Source organism: Aquimarina sp. U1-2 (assembly GCF_017897595.1).
GTDB lineage: Bacteria > Bacteroidota > Bacteroidia > Flavobacteriales > Flavobacteriaceae > Aquimarina.
This window is the reverse complement of the sequence record NZ_JAGKIK010000006.1, coordinates 85,791-108,029: the sequence shown is the minus strand read 5'-3', so window position 1 is coordinate 108,029 and position 22,239 is coordinate 85,791. Positions and strand designations below refer to the sequence as shown.

20 protein-coding genes are annotated in these 22,239 nt (G+C 35.5%); 9 read left to right on the top strand and 11 right to left on the bottom strand.

The genetic code is table 11. From position 1 onward, the window contains the following. Window positions 1–118: 118 nt before the first annotated feature. Both J8281_RS09870 and J8281_RS09865 read right to left on the bottom strand, forming a co-directional pair. Complete coding sequence (locus J8281_RS09870; protein ID WP_210197451.1) at window positions 119–319, bottom strand: dodecin family protein; 201 nt, start codon at window positions 317–319, stop codon at window positions 119–121. A gap of 218 nt (window positions 320–537) precedes the next feature. Then, a complete protein-coding gene (locus tag J8281_RS09865; RefSeq protein WP_210197450.1) occupies window positions 538–1,443 on the bottom strand; it encodes a NifU family protein in 906 nt (301 codons plus the stop codon). Window positions 1,444–1,693: 250 nt separating this feature from the next. Between J8281_RS09865 and J8281_RS09860 the strand changes: the two genes are divergently transcribed. After that, window positions 1,694–2,713 (top strand): type IX secretion system membrane protein PorP/SprF, encoded by a 1,020-nt coding sequence (locus J8281_RS09860; RefSeq protein ID WP_210197449.1) that lies wholly within the window; start codon window positions 1,694–1,696, stop codon window positions 2,711–2,713. Between the two features lie 119 nt (window positions 2,714–2,832). On the opposite strand, the gene J8281_RS09855 is transcribed toward J8281_RS09860, so the two are convergent. After that, window positions 2,833–4,002, bottom strand: a complete 1,170-nt coding sequence (locus J8281_RS09855) for a vWA domain-containing protein (protein WP_210197448.1) — start codon at window positions 4,000–4,002, stop codon at window positions 2,833–2,835. Window positions 4,003–4,385: 383 nt separating this feature from the next. On the opposite strand from J8281_RS09855, the gene J8281_RS09850 reads away from it, so the two are divergent. After that, a complete protein-coding gene (locus tag J8281_RS09850) occupies window positions 4,386–6,611 on the top strand; it encodes a histidine kinase (RefSeq protein ID WP_210197447.1) in 2,226 nt (741 codons plus the stop codon). Between the two features lie 12 nt (window positions 6,612–6,623). Continuing rightward, window positions 6,624–7,355, top strand: a complete 732-nt coding sequence (locus J8281_RS09845; RefSeq protein WP_210197446.1) for a LytTR family DNA-binding domain-containing protein — start codon at window positions 6,624–6,626, stop codon at window positions 7,353–7,355. A gap of 39 nt (window positions 7,356–7,394) precedes the next feature. Here J8281_RS09845 and murI read toward each other — a convergent pair whose 3' ends face one another. The 8 genes from murI to J8281_RS09805 form a co-directional block, all read right to left on the bottom strand. Next, window positions 7,395–8,183 (bottom strand): glutamate racemase, encoded by a 789-nt coding sequence (murI, locus tag J8281_RS09840; RefSeq protein ID WP_210197445.1) that lies wholly within the window; start codon window positions 8,181–8,183, stop codon window positions 7,395–7,397. Window positions 8,184–8,257: 74 nt separating this feature from the next. Further along, entirely contained in the window at window positions 8,258–8,767 is a 510-nt protein-coding gene (locus J8281_RS09835) for an OmpH family outer membrane protein (protein ID WP_210197444.1), read from the bottom strand. A gap of 46 nt (window positions 8,768–8,813) precedes the next feature. Continuing rightward, window positions 8,814–9,686 carry an OmpH family outer membrane protein gene (locus J8281_RS09830; RefSeq protein WP_210197443.1) on the bottom strand — a complete coding sequence of 291 codons (873 nt, stop codon included), beginning with the start codon at window positions 9,684–9,686 and terminating at the stop codon, window positions 8,814–8,816. A gap of 36 nt (window positions 9,687–9,722) precedes the next feature. Beyond that, window positions 9,723–12,347, bottom strand: a complete 2,625-nt coding sequence (locus J8281_RS09825; RefSeq protein WP_246849064.1) for an outer membrane protein assembly factor — start codon at window positions 12,345–12,347, stop codon at window positions 9,723–9,725. A gap of 4 nt (window positions 12,348–12,351) precedes the next feature. Continuing rightward, window positions 12,352–13,089 carry an isoprenyl transferase gene (locus tag J8281_RS09820; RefSeq protein ID WP_210197441.1) on the bottom strand — a complete coding sequence of 246 codons (738 nt, stop codon included), beginning with the start codon at window positions 13,087–13,089 and terminating at the stop codon, window positions 12,352–12,354. 2 nt (window positions 13,090–13,091) lie between these two features. Then, the gene (locus J8281_RS09815) at window positions 13,092–13,769 is read right to left on the bottom strand and encodes a DUF6089 family protein (protein WP_210197440.1); all 678 of its coding nucleotides are present in this window, start codon (window positions 13,767–13,769) and stop codon (window positions 13,092–13,094) included. 100 nt (window positions 13,770–13,869) lie between these two features. Beyond that, window positions 13,870–14,754, bottom strand: a complete 885-nt coding sequence (locus J8281_RS09810; protein WP_210197439.1) for an NAD kinase — start codon at window positions 14,752–14,754, stop codon at window positions 13,870–13,872. A 235-nt stretch (window positions 14,755–14,989) separates the two neighbouring features. Further along, window positions 14,990–15,646, bottom strand: coding sequence for a CBS domain-containing protein (locus J8281_RS09805; protein ID WP_210197438.1), 657 nt, complete (start codon window positions 15,644–15,646; stop codon window positions 14,990–14,992). Between the two features lie 102 nt (window positions 15,647–15,748). Here J8281_RS09805 and J8281_RS09800 point away from each other — a divergent pair, with 102 nt between their 5' ends. From J8281_RS09800 to tig, 6 genes are all read left to right on the top strand, one after another. Continuing rightward, window positions 15,749–16,471 carry a pyridoxine 5'-phosphate synthase gene (locus J8281_RS09800; RefSeq protein ID WP_210197437.1) on the top strand — a complete coding sequence of 241 codons (723 nt, stop codon included), beginning with the start codon at window positions 15,749–15,751 and terminating at the stop codon, window positions 16,469–16,471. Between the two features lie 80 nt (window positions 16,472–16,551). Then, window positions 16,552–17,316: an alpha/beta fold hydrolase gene (locus J8281_RS09795; protein ID WP_210197436.1), complete on the top strand. Its 765-nt coding sequence runs from the start codon at window positions 16,552–16,554 to the stop codon at window positions 17,314–17,316. A gap of 121 nt (window positions 17,317–17,437) precedes the next feature. After that, window positions 17,438–18,688 carry an OmpP1/FadL family transporter gene (locus J8281_RS09790; RefSeq protein ID WP_210197435.1) on the top strand — a complete coding sequence of 417 codons (1,251 nt, stop codon included), beginning with the start codon at window positions 17,438–17,440 and terminating at the stop codon, window positions 18,686–18,688. Between the two features lie 3 nt (window positions 18,689–18,691). After that, on the top strand, window positions 18,692–20,221 hold the full coding sequence (locus J8281_RS09785; protein ID WP_371812599.1) for a G-D-S-L family lipolytic protein: 1,530 nt from the start codon (window positions 18,692–18,694) through the stop codon (window positions 20,219–20,221). Window positions 20,222–20,442: 221 nt separating this feature from the next. After that, the gene (locus J8281_RS09780; RefSeq protein WP_210197434.1) at window positions 20,443–20,790 is read left to right on the top strand and encodes a phage holin family protein; all 348 of its coding nucleotides are present in this window, start codon (window positions 20,443–20,445) and stop codon (window positions 20,788–20,790) included. Between the two features lie 86 nt (window positions 20,791–20,876). Then, a complete protein-coding gene (tig, locus tag J8281_RS09775) occupies window positions 20,877–22,199 on the top strand; it encodes a trigger factor (protein ID WP_210197433.1) in 1,323 nt (440 codons plus the stop codon). Window positions 22,200–22,239 lie beyond the last annotated feature (40 nt).

Genomic DNA, 22,239 nt, shown 5'->3' with positions numbered 1-22,239 from the left:
ATTATGTAGTTCAAGCCGTAATAGATTTTATAATGCATAATCCGGGTCTAACTTTATTTTAAAAATATAAAAAGCATCCTGAATCAGAATGCCTTTTGTGACGAATTACGAGATATTTTCAATCAATTTGAAATGAAATTTTAAGATTAACTCTATATTGTGAAACCTGGTTATTATCTACAGTTACACTATGCTCTGCTACATATGCAGAACGGATATTTTTTACAGTTTTACTTGCATGCTTTATAGCATTATTAGTAGCATCTTCCCAACTTTTTTCTGAATTTGCTAATACCTCTATTACCTTGATGATTGCCATTTTTTTAATATTTTAAGTTAATTTTCAAATATCCATCAATATACGAGATACTAAGCTCTTTAAAAAGTAAAAAAAGAATTCTTTCAATCAATAATCAATATTTAAGATCATGGAATGTTTCCCTCGAATAAAAATTAGTTCTCAACGAATACTTCTTGGGTTTACCTTAATGTAATTCACTATCTAAAATCTAAAGTCTAGTTTCTAGAGTCTCTATCTTATCCATTCAAAGCTTCTACGTATTCGACTTTATCTTTTAACATCTCTTTCAGCATGTTCTCGATTCCATTTTTTAAGGTAAAAGTAGACGAGGGACAGCCACTACAAGCTCCCTGTAAAATAACTTTCACGCCTTTGCTCTTTGGGTCATATGAGTCGAACAAGATGTTTCCACCATCACTAGCGACTGCTGGTTTAATATATTCTTCGATGATATTAACGATATCTTTTGACACATCATCGAGATTCTCAAAATCCAGGTCTGCTTGCTTCTCTATTTCTTTTTTTGACACTACTGCGTTTGCCGATAATACTTCTTTACCTTGCTCTAGATAATTTCTTAAAAACTCCCGAATTTCAATGGTAATATCATTCCAATCGGCCATATCATATTTGCTGATAGAAATGTAATTTTCGTCAATGTAAACTTCTTTTACAAAAGGTAAATGAAATAGTTCTTGCACTAGTGGTGATTCTTTGGCATCATCAATGTTTTTAAATTCGTGTCCGGCGGTAACTAGTTTTTTGTTGGCTACGAATTTTAGTACAGCAGGGTTGGGTGTGCTTTCGGCATAGATGGTAACAGGTATTTTTTGATTGTTTTCAGTTTCTGTAACTACAGGTTGATCGCTATTGAGGTATTTTTCAATTTGTTCTGAAACTTCTTCTTCAACATCATTCCATTCCACTATATCATATTTATCTATAGCTACAAAATTTTGAGCAATGAATACTCTCTTCACAAAAGGCAAGTAAAACAGTTGTTGCGCTAATGGTGAATTTTTGGCTTGATCAATATTTTCAAACTCATAGCTGGTGTGCTGTGTTAAAAAATGATTGGCTTCAAACTTGACTATATTGGGATTAGAAGTATGCTCTATTTTTATTTCAAAATTCTTTTTCATGAATAAATTTTTGACAAATTTACTAAAAGCGATGCGATATTTAGGCTTGTAAGTATGCTCCTAACAATTTTTAACAACTCTTACTTAATAGATTTAAAGTCTTAGTTTCTAACAAAAATTTATATCTTTGAGATTCTAAAGAATCAAAAAAAATTGTTAAACTAATAGCGAAGCCCCACAATATAGGCTATTTATAATAGTTTAGTTGTATACGCGAACTCTGTTTGTCCCCATTAAAGACAGTGCCCAAATGAACCTAAAAACTACTTATGTACTATTCTTGATGTTGCTATCCCGTATTGCTCTAGCGCAAGAAGGTATCCCCGTATACGCAGACTATCTTTCTGATAATTTATATCTGGTACATCCTGCGATGGCGGGAGCTGCAAACGCAAATAAAATACGACTTACTGCTCGTAAACAGTGGTTTGATGTAGATAATGCACCCAATTTACAATCTGCAAATTTAAATTTTAGAATAGGCGATAAAACCGGTTTAGGAGGCATTATTTTTAAAGATGAAAATGGTAGATTTTCGCAAACAGGAGTTTATGTTACGTTTGCATACCACTTGTTATTTTCGAGAGATAGAACTGATTTAAATATGCTTTCTTTTGGGGTTAGTGGAGGATTTATCCAATCTGATGTCGATTTAAGAGGTCTTGATGACCCCGTAGATCCAGATCCGGTTATTTTGGATCGTATTCAGAAAGATGCTTATTATAACATTGATGTAGGGGTATCGTATAATTATCTAGAATGGTATGCTCACTTTACTGTGAAGAATATTTTACCCACTACCAGAGATATTTTTGCCAATAACACACCTATTCAAGAGTCTAATAATCAGCGTAGATATGTGGCTTCGTTTGGTCGTTTATTCGAGTTTAATGATAAATGGAGCTTAGAGCCTTCGCTGTTGTACCAGGCAACAGATCAAACACAAGAGAGTAGTATTGATGCTAATGCAAAGGTATATAGAGAACTTAACGAAAAAACTACAATATGGGGTGGGTTATCATACAGGCGTAGTTTAGACGGAGCCGAATTCTCGCAGGACGGCACTTCTGTAGAAAATCAACAATTGCAATACTTTACACCATTTTTAGGAGTCAATTATAAAAAATGGCTGGTTGGATACACGTACAGTCATCAATCTAATTCTGTAGTGTTGAGCAATGGTGGATTTCATCAGCTTACTTTGGGGTATGACTTTGGTAAAATTAAAGAACGTTGGAACTGCAAATGCCCTGCGGTGAATGCCCATTAGAGGCTGTTATACGGTATTGTACGATTATCTTTTGTATTGAGCTTTTTACAAAAATGTTGTTTTCTTGAATACAGCCGCATAAGAATGCCCCAACGTTCGCTTATACATTATATCGTATCTTACTCCCAGGTAAACGTCTTTTTTTGACCTTGTTTTTTAATAGCGTTAAGTAAAGCTTGTTCTAGGTTAGATGCTTCGACCTTACGATTATTTTTGATGTAGGCTACTCGCTTTTTATTAAGTTCTTGTATTTTTTGCTGTATTTCTTTTCTTTTTTTGCTTTTTTCTGCGATATGCTGTTTTAGTGCTGCTTTAGATTTTTCTTTAAGTTCTTGCGGTAAATCATCTTTGGCTACTTTGTCAATCTCAAACGATTCATCTTCGGCAGCGTCAATAAGGTCCCAGCTTTTATTTTTATAAAATCCAGAACTTTTACTTATCGTTCGGCTTACAGCATTGGCAGCACTGTATGAGGCTGCATTTTTATCTTGTTCTTTTTGAACCACTCTTTTTTGTGCACCTTTGGTTCCGTAGTAGATATATGTATCGTTTAGCTGATTATTAAGTTCCAAAATAATGTCATCGTAGGGTGTGGCAATATGCAAAGTAGTCTTGTTATGGTCTATGGCACTATACTGACCTTTTGTAATTTCTGCACCGTGTTTCCACATAGTGTTGATCCCTTGGTTATAATTACCACAAAAAATAGTGTTGATAGTAACGTCCTTCTCGAGTGCATCAGTAGCAGCATCGGTATAATTCACAGGGCCTTGGGTAAACGGTTCATTTCCTGCAATAAAAATAAGTTTTAAGTGGTCGTAATTTCTTTCCCAATCGAGTTGGTTGATCGAGGTGTGAATTACTTTACCACAATACTCGTTTCCTCCATTCGTTGTTAATGCAAAAAGTTCTTTGGATATCTCATCTAGGTCTTCAGAAAAAGGCAATACCTGGCGCACAAACCCTTCACTTGCTGTTAATCTATCGTTTCCATATTCGTACAATGCTATTTGTAGCTTAATGTCATTTGTTCCGCATTTTGCATACGAAAGTTCATTGACTATTTCCCATAATTGCGCTTTTGCCTGATCGATCAAACCATCCATACTATTGCTGGTATCTAGTAAAAGTGCAACTTGAATGTTACGTGTATTCGGATCTGCTTTTGTGGTATGAATCGTATGCGTACGTTTTTGAGCAGAAAGAACTTCGCTTTGAGACTTATTTTTAGCAGTACAAGATGTATACGATAGCATAGTTAAAATGCTGTAAATCATAATTTTTTTCATTATTTCGGTATTTTAATTCGGGATGAAATTAAGTTCAACTTTATATAGAAAAAATCAAAAATGAGGCAAAATACATTTTGAATGAGTGAAAGTCGCTAATAACTAAGCGAAGTACCTTTTAAACGCTCTTATCCTCTCTATAATGAAGAGGATCACAACGAGCCTATTTTATTATCCCACTTAAATAAAGTAAGTTTAACCTATGATAATGAACTCGTTCTGGTTTGTTTCCAAAGGGTGTAACTCATTTTTTTTATGTTTTTTAGTGTAGAGAAATGGCTACATTAATAAAAAACATTTCTGTGATTGCATCCCTGGTTGCTTCCTTTTGAGCGGTACCGCCTCGATCAAAAAGGTTGGAATGAGTCAAATAGCTACTGTAAATGAAAAAGATAGGTTTGATAATTGTTGTCGTATGTGCATTACCATTTTTGGTTTGCGCACAACAAAATCCTGCTTTTACACAAACTTCTAGAATGGTCATTAAGGGTTCTGTTAAAGATAAAAGTACCCGAAAGCCAGTACAAGGTGCCGACGTGACGATATTTGGGGGTAAAACGGTAACTACCGATGTTTTTGGAGACTTTAAAATCGAGGCGAGGGTGGGGGATGAATTGATTATCAAGCATCATAGTTTTGCCACCGTGCACTACGTTATTAAGGATAATCAAAGAATAGAGGTATTAGTACAAGATGCGCCGGTTATCTCTAAGCGAAGGGGCGCTACGCAAAAAGCTAATCAAATTACTTATGAAGAAAACCTGAACGCCGCAAAACGGTTTTTGCAAAAAGATGCAACAACAAGTATAGCATATATTACAAAGGCCCTCGAAACTATTCGGGACAATGATGACAATGCCAATATTAAAAAAGCAGAACTTTATGAAACCCTTGCCGATATTTATGCTTTTTGGAAACAGTATGATCTTGGCGAAACCAATTATCAGATAAGTTTGAACAATAGGTATACCACTAATGTGAAAATTAAACTCGGTAATGCGCAACTAGGAGATAAGAACTATAAGGGAGCATTACAAACATTCAATCAGTTACAACGATCCAAACTTGATATTAATCAACGCGTTTTGGTTTATGAAGGTTTGGGAGATTGCTATATGGGATTGCAAAATAATACTCAGGCGATAAGTTATTATAATAAGGCTTTATCTTTAAGTGAGCGCAAAGGTCTAGAGGATAAAGTAATCTCATTAAACTCAAAATTGGCAGAGTTACTACAGCAACAAGGAAATATTTCTGATGCCGAAGAATATCTGGACAATTCTGTGCAATTAGCCGATAGAAAAGACATAAAAACAGCAGCAATACAGCGAACTCGGGCAGCCGATTTTTATAATAAAAGCAGAAGTTTTGATAAAGAAATTCAATTACGTAAAGAGGCATTAGAAGATATTGAAACATTGAAAGAAGCACCCAAAACTACAGAGGGGGTAAGTGTTGCAGAAGACGACAAGTCTATTTCAACACAAGTTCAGAATTATAAGATTGCCAATGCGTTCGCAGCGCAAGAGAAATATGACGAGGCCATCACTTATCTTGATGAAAGCATAAAAGAAGCTGCATCGCAAAATGATTTAATAGTTCAAAAAGACGCTACCCGAAAACTAGGAGAAGTATACAGAGAAAAGGGAGAGCTTAAAAAAGCATCAGAAACATTCGAAGAGTACGAAGTGATTATAGACAAACTCTATATACAAAAAGATCAGGAGATTTCGCAAGCCGCCCGTTTTAGAAGAGAATTGGCAACCAGTGCCAACCGTATAGCGACCTTAGAAAAAGATCGTGAACTTAACGAAACTCGTTATGAGTTGGCCTCTGCCTCACAGCTATTGGCAAATCAGCAAAGCCTCAGGCAACAGATTATTATTTATTTTCTAATCGGTCTTACTGCGCTACTAGTACTTGCGGCCTATCTTATGTATCGCAATATGAAGCAACAGCAATATGCAAATAATCTCCTGGCCTTGAAATCCTTACGATCACAAATGAATCCTCATTTTATTTTTAATGCATTAAATTCGGTAAACACTTTTATAGCTACTAGCGATGAGCGTACGGCAAATCGATATTTAACTGATTTTTCTACATTGATGAGAGCCGTTTTAGAGAATAGCGAACAGGATTTTATTCCGTTAGAAAAAGAAATAGAATTGCTAAAGGTGTATGTACAATTAGAACATTTTAGATTTCAGGATAAGTTTGACTACGCTATCAATATTGATCCCGAGATTAAGATTTCAGACTATATGATTCCGCCCATGTTATTACAGCCCTATGTAGAAAATGCGGTATGGCATGGTTTGAGATACAAGTCACAAAAAGGAACGCTAGAAATTACATTTAAAAGTAAGGGTGACCATCATATCGAAATACGAATCACAGATGATGGTATAGGTCGTAAAAAATCTAAGTCGCTAAAGACTGAAAATCAAAAACGACAACAATCAAAGGGTATGGGGAATATTAAAAAGAGAATTGCTATTCTTAATGAAATGTATAAAGATAAAGTAGCTGTTGTTATTTCTGACCTAAAAGAGAATTATGAAGGAACGCAAGTTGCACTAATTCTTAAAAAGGAGCAAAAACCATAAAAATCAAAACCTATGAGTTTGACTGCAATTATTGTAGATGATGAGGCAAATAGTAGAGTCATCTTAAGAAACTATTTGGGTAAATATTGTCCTTCTGTAAAGGTTATGGATGAGGCTGCGAGTGTACAAGAGACGTTAAAAGTCCTAGAAACAAATAAGCCTGATGTTCTATTTCTTGATGTCGAGATGCCCTATGGCAATGCTTTTGATCTTTTGGAGCAACTTCCTGATCGTTCTTTTGAGATTGTTTTTGTAACTGCATATGATCATTACGCTGTTGATGCCTTAAATGCACAAGCGACTTACTATCTGCTAAAACCTATTGCCATAGATCACCTTATTAAAGCAGTAGATCATGTTGCACATATTAAACAACGAGAAAAAGAACTTCAGGACGCTGTATTGGTGCCAAAAGTCAAAAATGTCACAGGAAAGATTACCATACCACAACAAGATGGTTTTGAAGTGCTTGAGATTGCAGAAATTTTATATTGCCAGGCAGATGATAATTATACCAAAATATACCTTAATCAAGGGCAGAAATTAGTAAGTAAAACACTAAAGTATTTTGAAGATGCATTAACTGATAACGGATTTGCAAGAATTCATAAAAGTTATCTGGTAAACGTTAATAAAATTGTTCGATACCGAAAAGGAAAAGGAGGGAGTATCTTGCTTTCTTCGGGAAAAGAGTTGTCGGTCTCTTCTTCTAAAAAAGGGAATCTTTTAGATTTTTTCAAGTAAACTGCCTTGGGTTAAACCCTTTGGTGGGGCTAATAAATTCTAAAAACGTAACCCACTTACAGAATAATCGACCAAGTTTGGTTTTAAAATTTCTTGTAGAGAAAACAAATTACCGTTGGTAAAAAGGGTATGCGTGCCTGGTTTGCGGTCAGGATTCAAAAGAGTATACTTTTGTAATATCGCTTTAGTTTGTCTGGCTACTGCCTGTCCCGAGTCTATAATAGTAACATGATTTGGTAACATTTGTCGTAAAAGAGGGATAAGATAGGGGTAATGACTACACCCCAACACCAGATAATCAATATTTTTTTTGACCATAGGTTGTATGTAAAGTGAAAGCAGTTTGTGCATTTCGGGACTGTTGATTTTACCTTCTTCAATTAATTCTACTAGACCTGTGCCAATTACTTCAATAAGCTCGATATTGCCAGTATATAAATCTGAAGTTTTGGCAAACAGCTTACTCGATAGCGTACCTTTGGTAGCCAAAACACCTACTTTTTTGGTTTGTGTACGAATAGCAGCGGGTTTAATAGCAGGTTCAATACCGATAAAAGGAAGTTTGTATTTTAAACGTAACGCTTTAATCGCATTTGTTGTAGCTGTATTACAAGCAACGACAATAATTTTACAGCCAAAATCTATGAGTTTTTCGGTATTCTTACTACTAAGTTCAATAATCTCAGATGCAGGCCTTTTTCCATATGGAGCATACTTGCTATCGGCAAGATATATAGTATCTTCATTAGGAAGCGTAGCTGTTATCTCTCGCCATATAGAAGTGCCACCAACTCCAGAATCAAATATGCCAATAGGCTGTTTTTGCATAATAAGTACTCAAAAATAAAAAAAAGCAGTAAGAGCAAATTCTTACTGCTTTTTAAGTTTTTAGTAGCATTCTCTTAGATTCCTAAATCTTTTTTTACATCTGCCATAAGATCTTTACCATCTGCCATAATTACTCCCGTACCTGTGGTTGAGTCTAGTACATATTGGAAACCCTGTGCTCTGGCCACTTTTTGAATAGAAGTACGTGCTTTCTCATAGATTGGCTTCATCAATTCGATTTCTTTTTTCTGAAGATCTTTAAGTGCATTTTGTCTATAGTCGTTGATGCTCTTTTCTGTAGCTTGAATTTCTTGTTGTCTTTTCAGATTTTCTTCATCAGTCTTGGTTTCAGCTTCTTGAGAATATTTTTTGATCGTATTTTGTAACTCTAGCACCATATTTCTAATTTCGGCATCATACGTTTTATTTAATTTTTCAATTTCGCTTTTAGCAGCTTTAAATGCCGGCATAGATTCTACTAACTCTTGCGATGCAACATGCGCTACTTTTGATTGGGCATTCACAAAACTCGATGTTCCTATAGTAAGTGCAAAAGCTATTAGTAATGTTCTAAATTGTTTCATTTGTAATTAATATTAAAAAGTGTTATAAATTTATTATTCGTTTTTGCTAATTTTTTGACGCTTCATTTTTAGTATCCTTTTCTTCAGACTCAGATGAAGTATTGGTTGTTCTCAATTTTTCTTTTTGCTCCCTCAATGCATTAATAGAGTCTTTCTTTCTTTTTTGTAATTCTAATAATCGAGCTCTTCTTTCTTCAAATTCTTTTTTCTTAGCAGCACGTATCGAGTCGCGTTCTGCTTTTCTTTCTTCGAGAAGCCTTTCTCTTTCTGTCATTCGTTGCTGTGTGGCACGTTCTCTATCACTAATTTCTTTTTCTTGTTCAGCATTTCGCTGTTCTGCTCTTTCTAAAGATTTTTTTTCTTTTTTTGTTGTAAGTTGCTTTCTTTTCGAAGCTCGATTCAATCGCATCAACACTTGATCGCTAATATCGTATCGATCTGCAGAGTATAACATCACTATATCTGCCGATTTGTCGAAAATAAAATCATATCTTTTGTTTTTAGCAATTTCTTGAACTGCAACAAAAACCTGATCCTGTACAGGTTGCACTAATCTTCTTTTCTGAAGGAACAAATCTCCATTAGGGCCAAAACGTTTTTGCTGGTATTCTAAAATTTCTTTTTCTTTAAAAAAAATATCTTCTTCTCTTTCTTCTATCAATTCTTTGGTAAGCAAGACCCTTTCATTATTAAGATCTTTTCGCATTTCATCTACATTTTTAAGTTCGGCTTCGATTTCTACTTTCCATTTTTGTACCTTCTTTTCAAGATCTGCTGAAGCTTCATTATATTCTGCTACATTTTCTAGAATATAATCCATATCAATGTAGCCAATTCTAATTCCTTTTTGCGCCTGTATTGTGCTTGTTAAACATAATAAACTAATGGTTACTACAAATAAAAGACCCTTCGTTTTCATGATTTTGTGTATTTATTGAAATAATCGTGCCAAAACTTAAAACTGTTGTCCTATAATAAAGTGAACTTCTGAACCGTTGGGTTCGCTTGTACCAGGAATAGGATCAAATCCATATCCCCAATCTACACCTAACAATCCAAAAGCTGGCATAAAGATACGTATTCCTACCCCAGCAGAGCGATTTAATTGAAATGGATTAAATTCTCTAAAACTGTCATAAGAAGCTCCACCTTCTACAAAGCCTAGCATATAAATTGATGCCGACGGTTTTAGTGTAACAGGATAACGAAGTTCTAACGAGTATTTGTTATAAATTGTTGCACCGTCACCGTCAAAATCTTGATTATTAGGTCTGCTCAAAGGGATAATAGATTGATTTGGGTATCCTCTTAAGGCAATAACCTCTCTGCCATCAAGGGCAGTTGCTCCTAAACCATCTCCACCCAAGAAAAATCGTTCAAAAGGAATATTTCCTCTATCACTATTATAGGCTCCCAGAAAACCGTACTCTGCTCTTGTTCTAAGTACCAAAGGTTGTTTGCCAAGATTGACAAGTCGCGTATACCAGGTACCGTCGAATTTAATTTTGTAATATTCGAGCCATCTAAAACGTTCTTGATCGATTTCACCAATTCGCTCATAGGCTTCAGGATTAGAAGTGCCTCGATTATTAATAATTCCAGGGTTTTCTTCTTCGATAGTTCTACGCTCTTCATCTAATGCACTATAATCATTACCATCCCACAATGAGTAGGGTAATGACAATTTGGCAACTAAATTAAACTCTGAACCACCAATAGGAAAAATAGGATTCACTGTGGTGTTATTTCGATTTAAACCAATGGTGTAGGATAAATCGTTGGATGATCCATTTCCAAACGTAAATAGTCGTGTATTATAATTTTTTAAGTTATAATTTCTAATACTTATGGCTTGAGATAGTGTGAAATAATTATCTGGCCAGTTTAATCGTTTGGCAATACCTATAGAACCTCCTGTAATTAAGAATTTACTATCTCTATCTACATCACGATTTCTATTATTGAATAAAAACTGTATGGTATGCGAGAATGAAGTAGACAATTGGTAAGGTCTTTTACCTCCTAACCAAGGTTCTATAAACGAAAGGCTGTATGTTTGAAAAAATCTACTGGCCTGCGCTCTCAGTCTTAATGTTTGTCCGTCACCCATAGGTAAAGGACTGTAAGCTTCACCGTTAAAGATGTTTTTTATTGAAAAGTTGTTAAATGCGAGCCCTAAGGTCCCGACAAAACCACCTCCACCAAAACCTCCCTGAAGTTCAATTTGACTAGATCCTTGTTCAACCACAGGATAGTTTATATCAATAGTCCCTGCTTGAGGATTTGCATTTTTAAACTGAGGTTCTAACTGTTCCGGATCGAAAAAACCTAATTGACCAATTTCACGAACCGTTCGTACTACTAGATCTTTACTATATCGCTGCCCCGGTTTGGTTCTAAGTATTCTGTACACCACATGATCGTTAGTTTTGTCATTTCCGGTGACAGTGATATGATCAAAATAGGTAAGCTTCCCTTCGCGTATGCGTATTTCAAAATCGATAGTATCATTGTATACCTTGGTTTCAACAGCATCGATACTAGAAAAGAGGTATCCATTGTTTTGGTATAAGTTGGTCAAATCATTCGCATCAGGCTTGGTGTTGTCTGAAATTTGTTTTTCCAGAAGAATACCGTTATAAACATCTCCTTTTTTTATTACCAGCTGTCTCGCCAATTGCCGATCGGTGTAAACACTATTCCCTAGAAAGTTGATATTTCCAAAATAGTAACGTTTACCTTCTTCAATATCAAGATTTAAAGATACACTATTGTCACTTTCTACTACCAAGGTGTCTGAAACTATTCGAGCATCACGGTATCCTTTTTGTTTGTATTTTTTAATGATATTCTCTTTATCTTCTTGATAATCTGCCTTGATATATTTAGACCGTTTCCAAAACCTAAAAGGCTTTTTCTTCTTGGTATTTTTCATAGCACCACGAATCTTGGCGTCTGATAATTGTTCGTTTCCATTAATGGTTATCGCATCGACTTTAACGCGATCTCCTTTATCGATTCGAACCAACATATTTACTTTATTAGTGGCTACTGTATCTTTTACCGGTGTAGTGTTTATTACAACTTTGGTATTGAGAAAACCGTCTTTTTTGTATTTATTTGAGATGAAATTTCGTGTTGTAGTAATTAGGTTTTCGGTGACTTTGGCACCTTTTTTAAGGCCATTATCTTTAATAAGTTCTTCGGCTTTACGCTTTTTAACCCCTTCTATTCGGGTATCATTAAGTTCTGGCACTTCTTGAATATTGATTTCGATATCTGCCACTTCACCTTTTATATCGGTAATATAAAAGTTAATATCACTAAATAATTCGAGATCCCATAATTTTTTAATCACCTGGCTAATCTTATCTCCGGGTAGAAATATGCGCTCACCTTTTCGTAAACCGGTGAACGTTACTACGGTACTTTCATTATAACTTGTTGTTCCGGTTACTTTAATTTCTCCTATGATATATTCTTTCCCGTTGGCACCGGGTAAGCCTTGTCCTGAAAGTGATAACGAGTTGATAAATACTATTACTAACGTAAAATACTTGAAGGGTAATTTTTTTGTCAATTCTTTAACTGAGCTGCTCACTAGTTTTTCCAAATCTTCTTTCTCTTTTTTGATAATTTAATACGGCTTCGATCAAATCTGTTTTTTTAAAATCGGGCCATAATATCTCTGTAAAATATAATTCTGCATACGCAATTTGCCACAACAAGAAATTACTGATACGTTGTTCCCCACTGGTTCGTATCAATAAGTCTACATCTGGCAAATTTTTGGTATACAAATGCTCATTAATGACTGATTCATTTATAAGATGTGGCGAAATTACACCATTTTTAACTTTAATACTTATTTCTTCTATAGTTTTTATGAGCTCTTCCCGACTTCCGTAACTAAGAGCCAATGTAAGCGTCATGTGGTTGTTAGCTTTCGTTTTTTCGACCACCTCAAGAAGCTCTTTTCTGGCTTTTTCCGGTAAGGATTTAAGGTTGCCTATGGCATTGAGTTTGATATTATTATCTTGAAGTGTTTTAATTTCTTTTTTTAGCGAATTGACCAGAAGTTTCATAAGTGTATCTACTTCTAATTTTGGTCTGTTCCAATTTTCTGTAGAGAAGGCGTATAAGGTTAGATATTTTACTCCCATTTCTGCACTCCCTTCTACAGCTTCTCGTACTGCTCTGGTGCCTTTTTCATGCCCTATCGCTCTAAAAAGCCCTTGTTTTTTGGCCCACCTGCCGTTACCATCCATAATTATGGCAACGTGTTTAGGAATATTAGAATTTAATTGTTTTTTGTCAACCATTTTTAGAACGCACAATAACATGGTATCCTACCCCAGGTGTAAGATAATGTTATGCCTGTAAACATATACCAGTCATTGTTATTTAAATTTCCAAATCCTTCACCAAATCTCGGATCAGGATCGCTACCATCAAGGTTATCTGTAAATGTATATCGAGCTCCTATTTCTGCTCCGATTACAAAGTTTCTACCAAGTGTTTTCTTAATTCCAACTACCATTGGGATGGCAAAATTCCATTTGTCTGCATAGGCCTCGATCTGATTATTAGAATTTATAGCTTGCGCACCATAATTAAAGCCTGTTATCCCGGTATAAATGTAAGGAGTCCATTGGGGTTTACCATCATAAAGAAACCAGTCCCAAAAATTATACTCCATACCTATCGATAATTCTTTTATAGAATTATCAAAACTTAAGCCACGTTGTTCTCTCCTGGCGTCTCCATTACGATCATCTGCATTAATTTGTGCATATAAAAAAGAAGCCCTAAAAGCATGTCGTTTACTTCTGTTCCATTTTGCAATAGCACCAATGGCAAAATCATTAGGCGCAATATAGTACGTAGATCCTACATCACCTATATAGTTGGCTCCCCCAGCCATCAACCCTACTTCGTAAGTTTGTGACTTTATTGACTGTACAAAAAACAGAACGATTACAAATGATGTTAAGTATCTCATAGATTTTCAAAAGTTTGCAAATATAACAATTAACTTTACTACACAAGAATTTGAGTAAAAGAGTATGAATTAAAAAACACTTTTTAGCAGATTTTATTGTTTAATTACGTTTATCTTCTCCCCAAAGCATCTTTTTTCGCAATGTTTTTAAAAAACTATCGTTCTGTAAAACCACCATATTAATTTTGAACGGTGCCTTTTTTATATGTATTGTGGTTTCATTAGGTAAGGTATGTACTCTAGAATCTAATGATACCAAATACGAATCTTCTCTACCTGAAATTTGCAACTTTATTTCTTGATTGTCGGGGATTACCAAGGGTCTTGCGTTTAAATTGTGAGGTGCTATAGGAGTGAGTACCATGCTTTCTGCATCGGGCATCATCACCGGGCCGCCGCAGCTTAGAGAATACCCTGTAGAACCTGTTGGTGTAGCAACTATTAAGCCGTCTGCCCAATATGACGTAAGAAATTCATCATTCAAACTTGTGTGAACAGTCACCATAGACGTTGTATTTCTTCGACTTACGGCAATTTCATTCATGGCAAAGTTGAGTACCCCAAATTCTTGCGTAGCAGGAATGGTATCAATGGTTACCAAACTTCTGGGGGAAATATGAAACTTCTTATTTAAAATTAGGTAGATACTTTCTTTGATTTCTTCTTTTTGAATGGTAGCCAAAAAACCAAGCCGACCCGTATTTATTCCTGCTATGGGAATTCCTAAATCTCTCACATAAGTAATAGTTCTCAGTATGGTTCCGTCGCCCCCGATGCTGAAAAACAAGTCATATGTAGTATCTAATTCTTCGAAAGTACTAAAATGAGAGTAAGTTTTATCAATTTGATCATGAAGGTTGATAAGTTCTAAAAAGTTTTTCTCAATGACTACTTCTACATCATTGTTATTTAGAGTTTCTAATAGCTGCTGAATGTAAGTTCCAGAGTTTTCATGATAAAATTGACCGTATATACCGATCTTCATGTTACATTGATTTGTCGTTTATTGATTAAAAAAATATACTGAATTAATTTAAACTTTTTCGATGTAGGCAAGACCGACCGAATGGAAGGGGCCAAATGGCGCGACGGCAATGTATTTTCTCGATCAATTAAAGTGTTTTTGTACTTTATAGCAGCGCTAAGAAAGTCAAAAATTATAAAATATATGCGCAAAACAGCATTTTTTTAGCAAATTGAAAAACGTTGAAACCAGTTCACTATATATTAAGGTATTTTTCAAGGTATCGAGATCTTTCTTTTAGGTTACTCAAAAACGTATCTTCGTGGTGTTTGGATACAATATTGTAACTATATCTTCTAAATGTTTGTACAATATTGTTGATGTCGCTATCACTAATTTTAAGTGTGATCTGCGCTACATCGTTTTCCATATTAGAGATAAACAATCCCAAAACTTTGGCATTATTTGATTCTATGATTTGAGCAATTTCGCTGAATGAATAATCTAAAATACCTTTTTCAACGATTAAGATATTTCCGGGCTCACTCAAAAACGGCGTCTCATTAAACTGATGCATAATATCTCCAAGTTCAAAAAAACCTTGATACGTGTTATTATCATCAAGTACAGGCATAATATTTGATTTTTTTTGAGCAAATGCCTCTAAAATATCTAACCAATTATTTTCTCTTCTCACAAAAAAACCTTCGAGCGCGTACTGATAGGCTTCCAAAGTTTTTTCAGTCTCAAAACATCGAATATCGGCTTCAGAAACGCATCCAAGATACACTTTATCCTTTACTACCGGGAAATGAGTATAGGTAAGTTCATTAAATAGCAATTGTGCATCTCTAACCTTTATCGATATTTCTATCGGAGCTATGTCGTTGACTATGTACAAATTTGTTTTCATATATTTTATGGAGCAATAGTATGCAAATTAATCAAAAAATATACAATCGAGGTATTCTCAAGTTCGTATTTTTACCTTTTTTAAGCAAAGACATCAAAAACCATGACAAAATTAAGTGTAAACATAAATAAAATAGCGACATTAAGAAACTCGAGAGGAGGAAATACACCAGATGTGCTTAACGTAGCACGAGATATTCAAAATTTTGGTGCCGAGGGAATTACCATACACCCCAGACCAGATGAGAGACATATTAAGTATCAAGATGCCTACGATCTAAAACCAGTTGTTGTTACCGAATATAATATTGAAGGAAATCCAATCCCTAAATTTGTGGATATGGTATTGTCTATCAAACCTACACAAGTTACATTGGTCCCTGATGCTATTGATGCCATAACGAGTAATGCCGGATGGGACACCAAAAAACATAAGGAATTTTTGACAGAAGTAATTACCGAATTCAAAAGAAATAACATTAGAACTTCGATTTTTGTAGATCCGGTGCCTGCTATGATAGAAGGGGCTGCAACAACCGGTACCGATAGAATAGAGTTATATACTGAAGAGTTTGCATCCGAATTTGCAAAAGGCAATTCAGCTATAATTACCGCTTATGCTAAATGTGCTCAATTGGCAATAGATTATAATCTCGGGGTGAATGCAGGTCATGATCTTTCTTTAGATAACATCAAGTTTTTTAAAGAAAACATTCCTGGCTTATTAGAAGTCTCGATCGGTCATGCTTTAATCTGCGAATCCCTATATCTGGGATTAGAGAATGTGATTAATATGTATTTGCATCGTCTTATAACAGTAGCATAATAATTCGTTCAATAACTGGTTCTTGCATACAATAGCAAGCGTATGCCAAAAATCTTACTTACAAATTAGTATAAAGAAATATGAATTTACATGCCAATGTTTTTGGAGAAGGAGATCCCTTTGTGATCTTACACGGTTTTTTAGGAATGGGCGATAACTGGAAAACCCTGGGTAAAAAAATTGCCGAACAAGGTTTTCAAGTTCATTTGCTGGATCAACGCAACCACGGTCGCAGTTTTCATAGTGATCTTTTCAATTATGAAACAATGGTCGAGGATGTATTACAGTATTGCAATCAACAAGGTTTTGATAAGATGTATCTCTTGGGGCATTCGATGGGAGGTAAAACCGCAATGCTTTTTGCTGTAAAGTATCAAAACAGGATTCACAAGTTGATTGTAGCCGATATTGGTCCAAAGTATTATCCTTTACATCATCAGGATATTCTCGATGGTTTGAGTGCAATAGATTTTGAAATATCTACATCCAGGGGGGCGGTGGATAAGGCATTAAGTTCGTATGTTCCAGATTTGGGGGTAAGAATGTTTTTGTTGAAAAATTTATATTGGAAAGAAAAAGGGGTACTAGGGTTTAGAATGAATCTTGAAGCTTTGGTTAAAAACGCTGCAGAAATTGGTGCTGCACTTCCTGAAGGATTAAAGTTTGAAGGGGCAGCATTGTTTTTAAAAGGAGAACGCTCTAATTATATTCTTGAAGAAGATAAAGTAAGAATTGAAGATCAATTTCCAAAGGCAAAAATTACCGAAATTTCTAAAGCTGGACATTGGCTGCATGCTGAAAATCCTGATGAGTTTTTAAATAATGTCTTAGAATTTGTTAGATAATGAATAAAAAATGCTATGTATGCATAATATTTTATTCATTTCGTTGTATAATTGGTATTTTCTACTAAATTTGAAATGTTATTTTTTAAAAATCCTTAAAATCAAACAATCCTAATTAATTATGAGAAAACTTTTATTAGTAGTGTTATTCATTGCGGTGACCATGGTCACATATGCAGGTGGATATAGAGTTAGTGTGCAAGGGCAAAGGGCAATAGCAATGGGGCATACTGGTGTAGCGGTAGTGAATAGTGCTGAGCTTGTCTTTTTCAATCCGGCAGGTCTTGTCTATTTAGAAAATAAACTGAACGTAAGCGTTGGAGTAAGCGGTATTTTTACCGATGTAATTTTTCAAAATGAAGAATTAGGGATCTCTTCAGAAACCGACAATTCTGTAGGGACACCTCTTAATATTTATGCTTCTTATCAAGTTACCGATTGGATGTCGGTAGGACTAGGCGTGTATACTCCCTATGGTAGCGAAGTAAGCTGGCCTACAGATTGGGCAGGCTCACAATTGGTAAATAATATCGATCTGGCTTCTATTTACATACAACCTGTCTTGTCTTTCAAGCTTTCTGATCATTTTAGTATTGGTGGTGGGCCGATTTTTGTTACAGGTTCTGTAAACTTTAATCGTAATGCTACCAGAACAACCACAGACCTAGAAGGAAATAGATCGAATATTACCGTAGACGATTCTGGAGTAACCAATTGGGGTTGGAGTGTTGGAGCTATGGTAAATCTAACAGAGGATTTACATTTAGGGTTTAACTATCGAAGTGAAATTATTCTCGAATCTGAAGATGGTACGGCCACATTCGCCAATTTTCCTAACTCACCTGGGGCTCCACCAAACGAAACCACTGGTTTTAACGCAGAGTTGCCGTTACCGGCAGAACTTTCTGTAGGAATTTCGTATACCTACAAAAAATGGTTATTTGCTTTTGATTACAATAGACAATTCTGGGACGTTTACGAATCCCTGGATATTACCTTTGAAAACGGAGCACCTTCTTCTGTAAATCCGCGTAACTATAAAAATTCTTCGGCTTACAGATTTGGATTGCAATATCAGGCTACTGAAAAAATTGCACTTAGAGCAGGATATTATCATGATGAAACTCCTGTACAACCAGGATTTTTTGCTCCCGAAACACCGCGGAATGATTCAGACGGATTTACTGGCGGAGTTAGCTTTGCCGTTACTTCTAAGCTAGCAATCGATGCTTCCTTCTTCTATTTGAGATTTGAAGAAATTGATGCATCCTATGATTTCGGTTCTGGTTCTACCGGGGCTCAGGAGTCTTTTGGTGGTACGTATAAATCAAGCGTATTCGCGCCTGGACTTGGTTTAACTTATAAAATGTAATTAATGATGATAAAGAATATAAAATATATAGCAGTTCTGGCATTAGGAGTACTAGCTTGTGAACCAGAATTTGATAATCCGATTGAAGATGCAGGAACGTATACCAGTGGTCAAGCTGATTTTAGTAATTATGTGGCCTTAGGGAACTCTCTTACAGCAGGATTTGCAGATGGAGCACTATACATAACCGGGCAAGAAAATTCATATCCTAATATACTTTCAACCAGGTTTGCTTTTGCCGGAGGCGGGGAGTTTACACAACCACTAATGGCAGATAATGCAGGAGGTTTTGATGGCACCCCCGCTGTTGAGCAACGATTTCCGCGTAGGTTGGTATTAGCTTTTAATGCAGATGGTACCCCTTCGGGTCCATCGGTATACACGGGTGCGCCAGCTACTACACCGTTTGGTGCTAATTTGGGTGGTTCATTCAATAATATGGGTATTCCTGGAGCAAGAGTATATCATTTGGTAACAGAAGCAGCGGGTTATGGTAATCCTGCCGGGTTAGCAACTGATCCACCTGTCGCCAATCCGTATTTTGTACGATTGGCATCTTCACCAAATGCCGCAGTGATTGATGATGCTGTCGCTCAAAACCCTACATTTTTTAGTCTTTGGATAGGTAATAATGATATTTTAGGATATGCCACATCTGGGGGTGTAGGTGTCGATCATAACGAAACGGGTAATGTTGTGCCTGCTACCTATTCTGGAAATGATATTACGAATAACCTAGTTTTTGCCGGAGCTTATACTGAGTTGGTAACTAAACTTGTTGAAGGAGGAACTGAAGGAGTTTTACTAAATCTTCCAGATGTGACTTCGCTTCCGTTTTTTACTACGGTACCTTATAATCCCATTCCTTTGGATGAGGTGACTGCACGAGCAACCAATATGGCATACGCCGCTTACAATGGTGGTCTACAGCAAGCTGTTGCTTTTGGAGCGATATCTGCAGAAGAAGCATCAAAGCGTACTATCAATTTTGTACCTGGTCAAAATGCCGTAGTAATTTTAGATGAAGATCTTACAGATTTAACGGGTCTTAATCCTAATTTGGCCAATTTTAGACAGGCTACGCCTGATGATTTATTAGTATTAACGTCAAGTGCCTTGATAGGTACCCTGGTAGACCCTTCTGATCCTACTTCGGTACTTGGGGTGGGTGTACCGCTTGATGATCAATATGTATTAACTCCTCAAGAGCAAGCTGCTGTAGAAAATGCACGATTGTCATTCAATGCCACCATCAAAGCCCTTGCAGAAGCAAATAATCTTGCTTTTTACGATGTTGCTGCCGATTTATCGCAAGCTGCTAATGGAGGTATTGCTTTTGACGGTGGAGTGATTACTTCTCAATTCGTTGCAGGAGGAGGGTTCTCTTTAGATGGAGTACATCCAACGCCAAGAGGCCATGCGCTAGTAACCAACGGTATTCTTGATGTAATTAGCGTAAAATACGGCGTAAATGTACCAAAAGTTAATGTTGCAGATTATGGTACGGTAACCATTAGTAACGAAGTAAATTAAAAAAATAAGTACATAGTATGAATTGAGAAACCTGCTATTCGCTGATTAGCAGGTTTTTTATCTTTCGAAAAATATAAACAGATGAAACGAACAGTAATAAATTTTATAAATTGCTTCACCAAAGGGGATATTTAAAATTTTTAATGTGAGAGCGTAGCGGTTACATACGTTCTCAATTTTTTAATTATTTCATTTTCAAACAATTAAAAAGATTTAAACGTATGAAATTTATTTTGAAATTAGTCCTTAACGCTATCGCAGTAATTATACTGGCAGAAATACTACCCGGTGCATTTGTTAGTAATTATGTAAGTGCTTTGGTTGTAGCCATTATTATCGCAGTTTTGAACGCCGTCGTTAAACCTGTTTTAGTTATCTTAACACTACCCGTAACGATAATCACCCTGGGGTTATTCTTACTCATTATTAATGCAGCTATAATTTTAATGGCTGATTATTTTGTGTCAGGATTTTCGGTACAAGGATGGTTTTGGGCTTTGATATTTAGTGTATTACTCTCTGTATTTCAATCCATATTACATTCTGTTTTACTAAAAGATAAAAGCTAACTGTTTTTCAAGGAGTTAAAAATTTGTTCAAACATAAAAAAGTAGTACTTTTGCAACCCAAAATTTAGTAGTAAAAGTAGTTGATCATGAATATTTCAAAAGAGCAAGTAGACGATTTAAATGCGGTAGTTACGGTTGATATCACCAAAGAAGATTATAGTGAAAAGGTAGATAAAATTCTAAAAGATTATCGTAAAAACGCAAACGTACCCGGTTTCAGAAAAGGGCATGTGCCTATGGGACTCGTTAAAAAACAGTATGGCAAAGCTGTGCTCGTAGATGAAGTTAATAAGCTTTTACAAGATGCATTACACAAATATCTTACTGAAGAAAAACTTGATGTTTTAGGAAATCCATTGCCAAAAGAGCAAGAAAATTTTAATTGGGATGCCGATGATTATTCATTTGAATTCGAATTGGGACTGGCTCCGAAATTTGACATAAAGCTCAACGGAAAAAAGGCTATAACACACTATAAAATCGTGGCCGATGATGAGATGGTCGATAATCAAATCAAAACCATTCAGAAACAATATGGAAAACTAGTATCTAAGGAGACTGCAGAAAAAGATGATTTGATTGCCGGTACTTTCGTTAATGAAGAAAAAGAAATTAATAATACGGCGACAATAGCACTTGAAAAAATTAAGGGAAAGAAAAATTTAGATAAGTTTATCGGCGCCAAAGTAGGAGATAGCATAACGTTAAAAACGAAAAATTTGTTTACCGATGATCATGATCTGGTAAGCGCCCTGAAAATAGAAGCCGATACAGCTAAGGATCTCGACATAGAAGTTACCTTTACAGTTTCTGAAATCAATTCGCAAGAATTAGCTGATCTGGATCAGGAGTTATTTGATAAGTTATATAGACCAGGTACTATTAAGACAGTAACTGAGCTTAGAGATAAGATAAAGCAAGATGCTGAAAAGCAGTTTGAGCAGCAATCTGATCAACAATTATTAAATTCCATCACAGAAAATGTTTTAGAACATACTAAGTTTGATCTACCTGTAGAATTTTTACAAAAATGGATTCAAGCTACGGGAGAGCAAAATTTGTCTGAAGATGAAGCAAAGGATGAGTTTGAAAAAAGTGAAAAAGGATTACGCTATCAATTAATCGAAGGAAAGATTATTAGTGATAATGATCTACAAGTTACTTTTGAAGAACTTAAGGCATTTGCAAAAGAATTAATCAAAGGGCAAATGGCGCAATTTGGACAAAATTCTCCTGAAGACAAAGAGCTTGACGATATTGCGGCAAGAATACTTTCTAACCAGGAAGAGGTAAAAAGGATGTCTGAGCAATTAATGAGTCAAAAATTGCTAAATTATTATAAAGAAAACGCAAAATTGAAGACAAAAGAGGTGAGCTTTGACGAATTTATAAAAGAAGTTTACAAATAGTAATTGCGACCATTTACTAACGAATTTATACTTATATTTA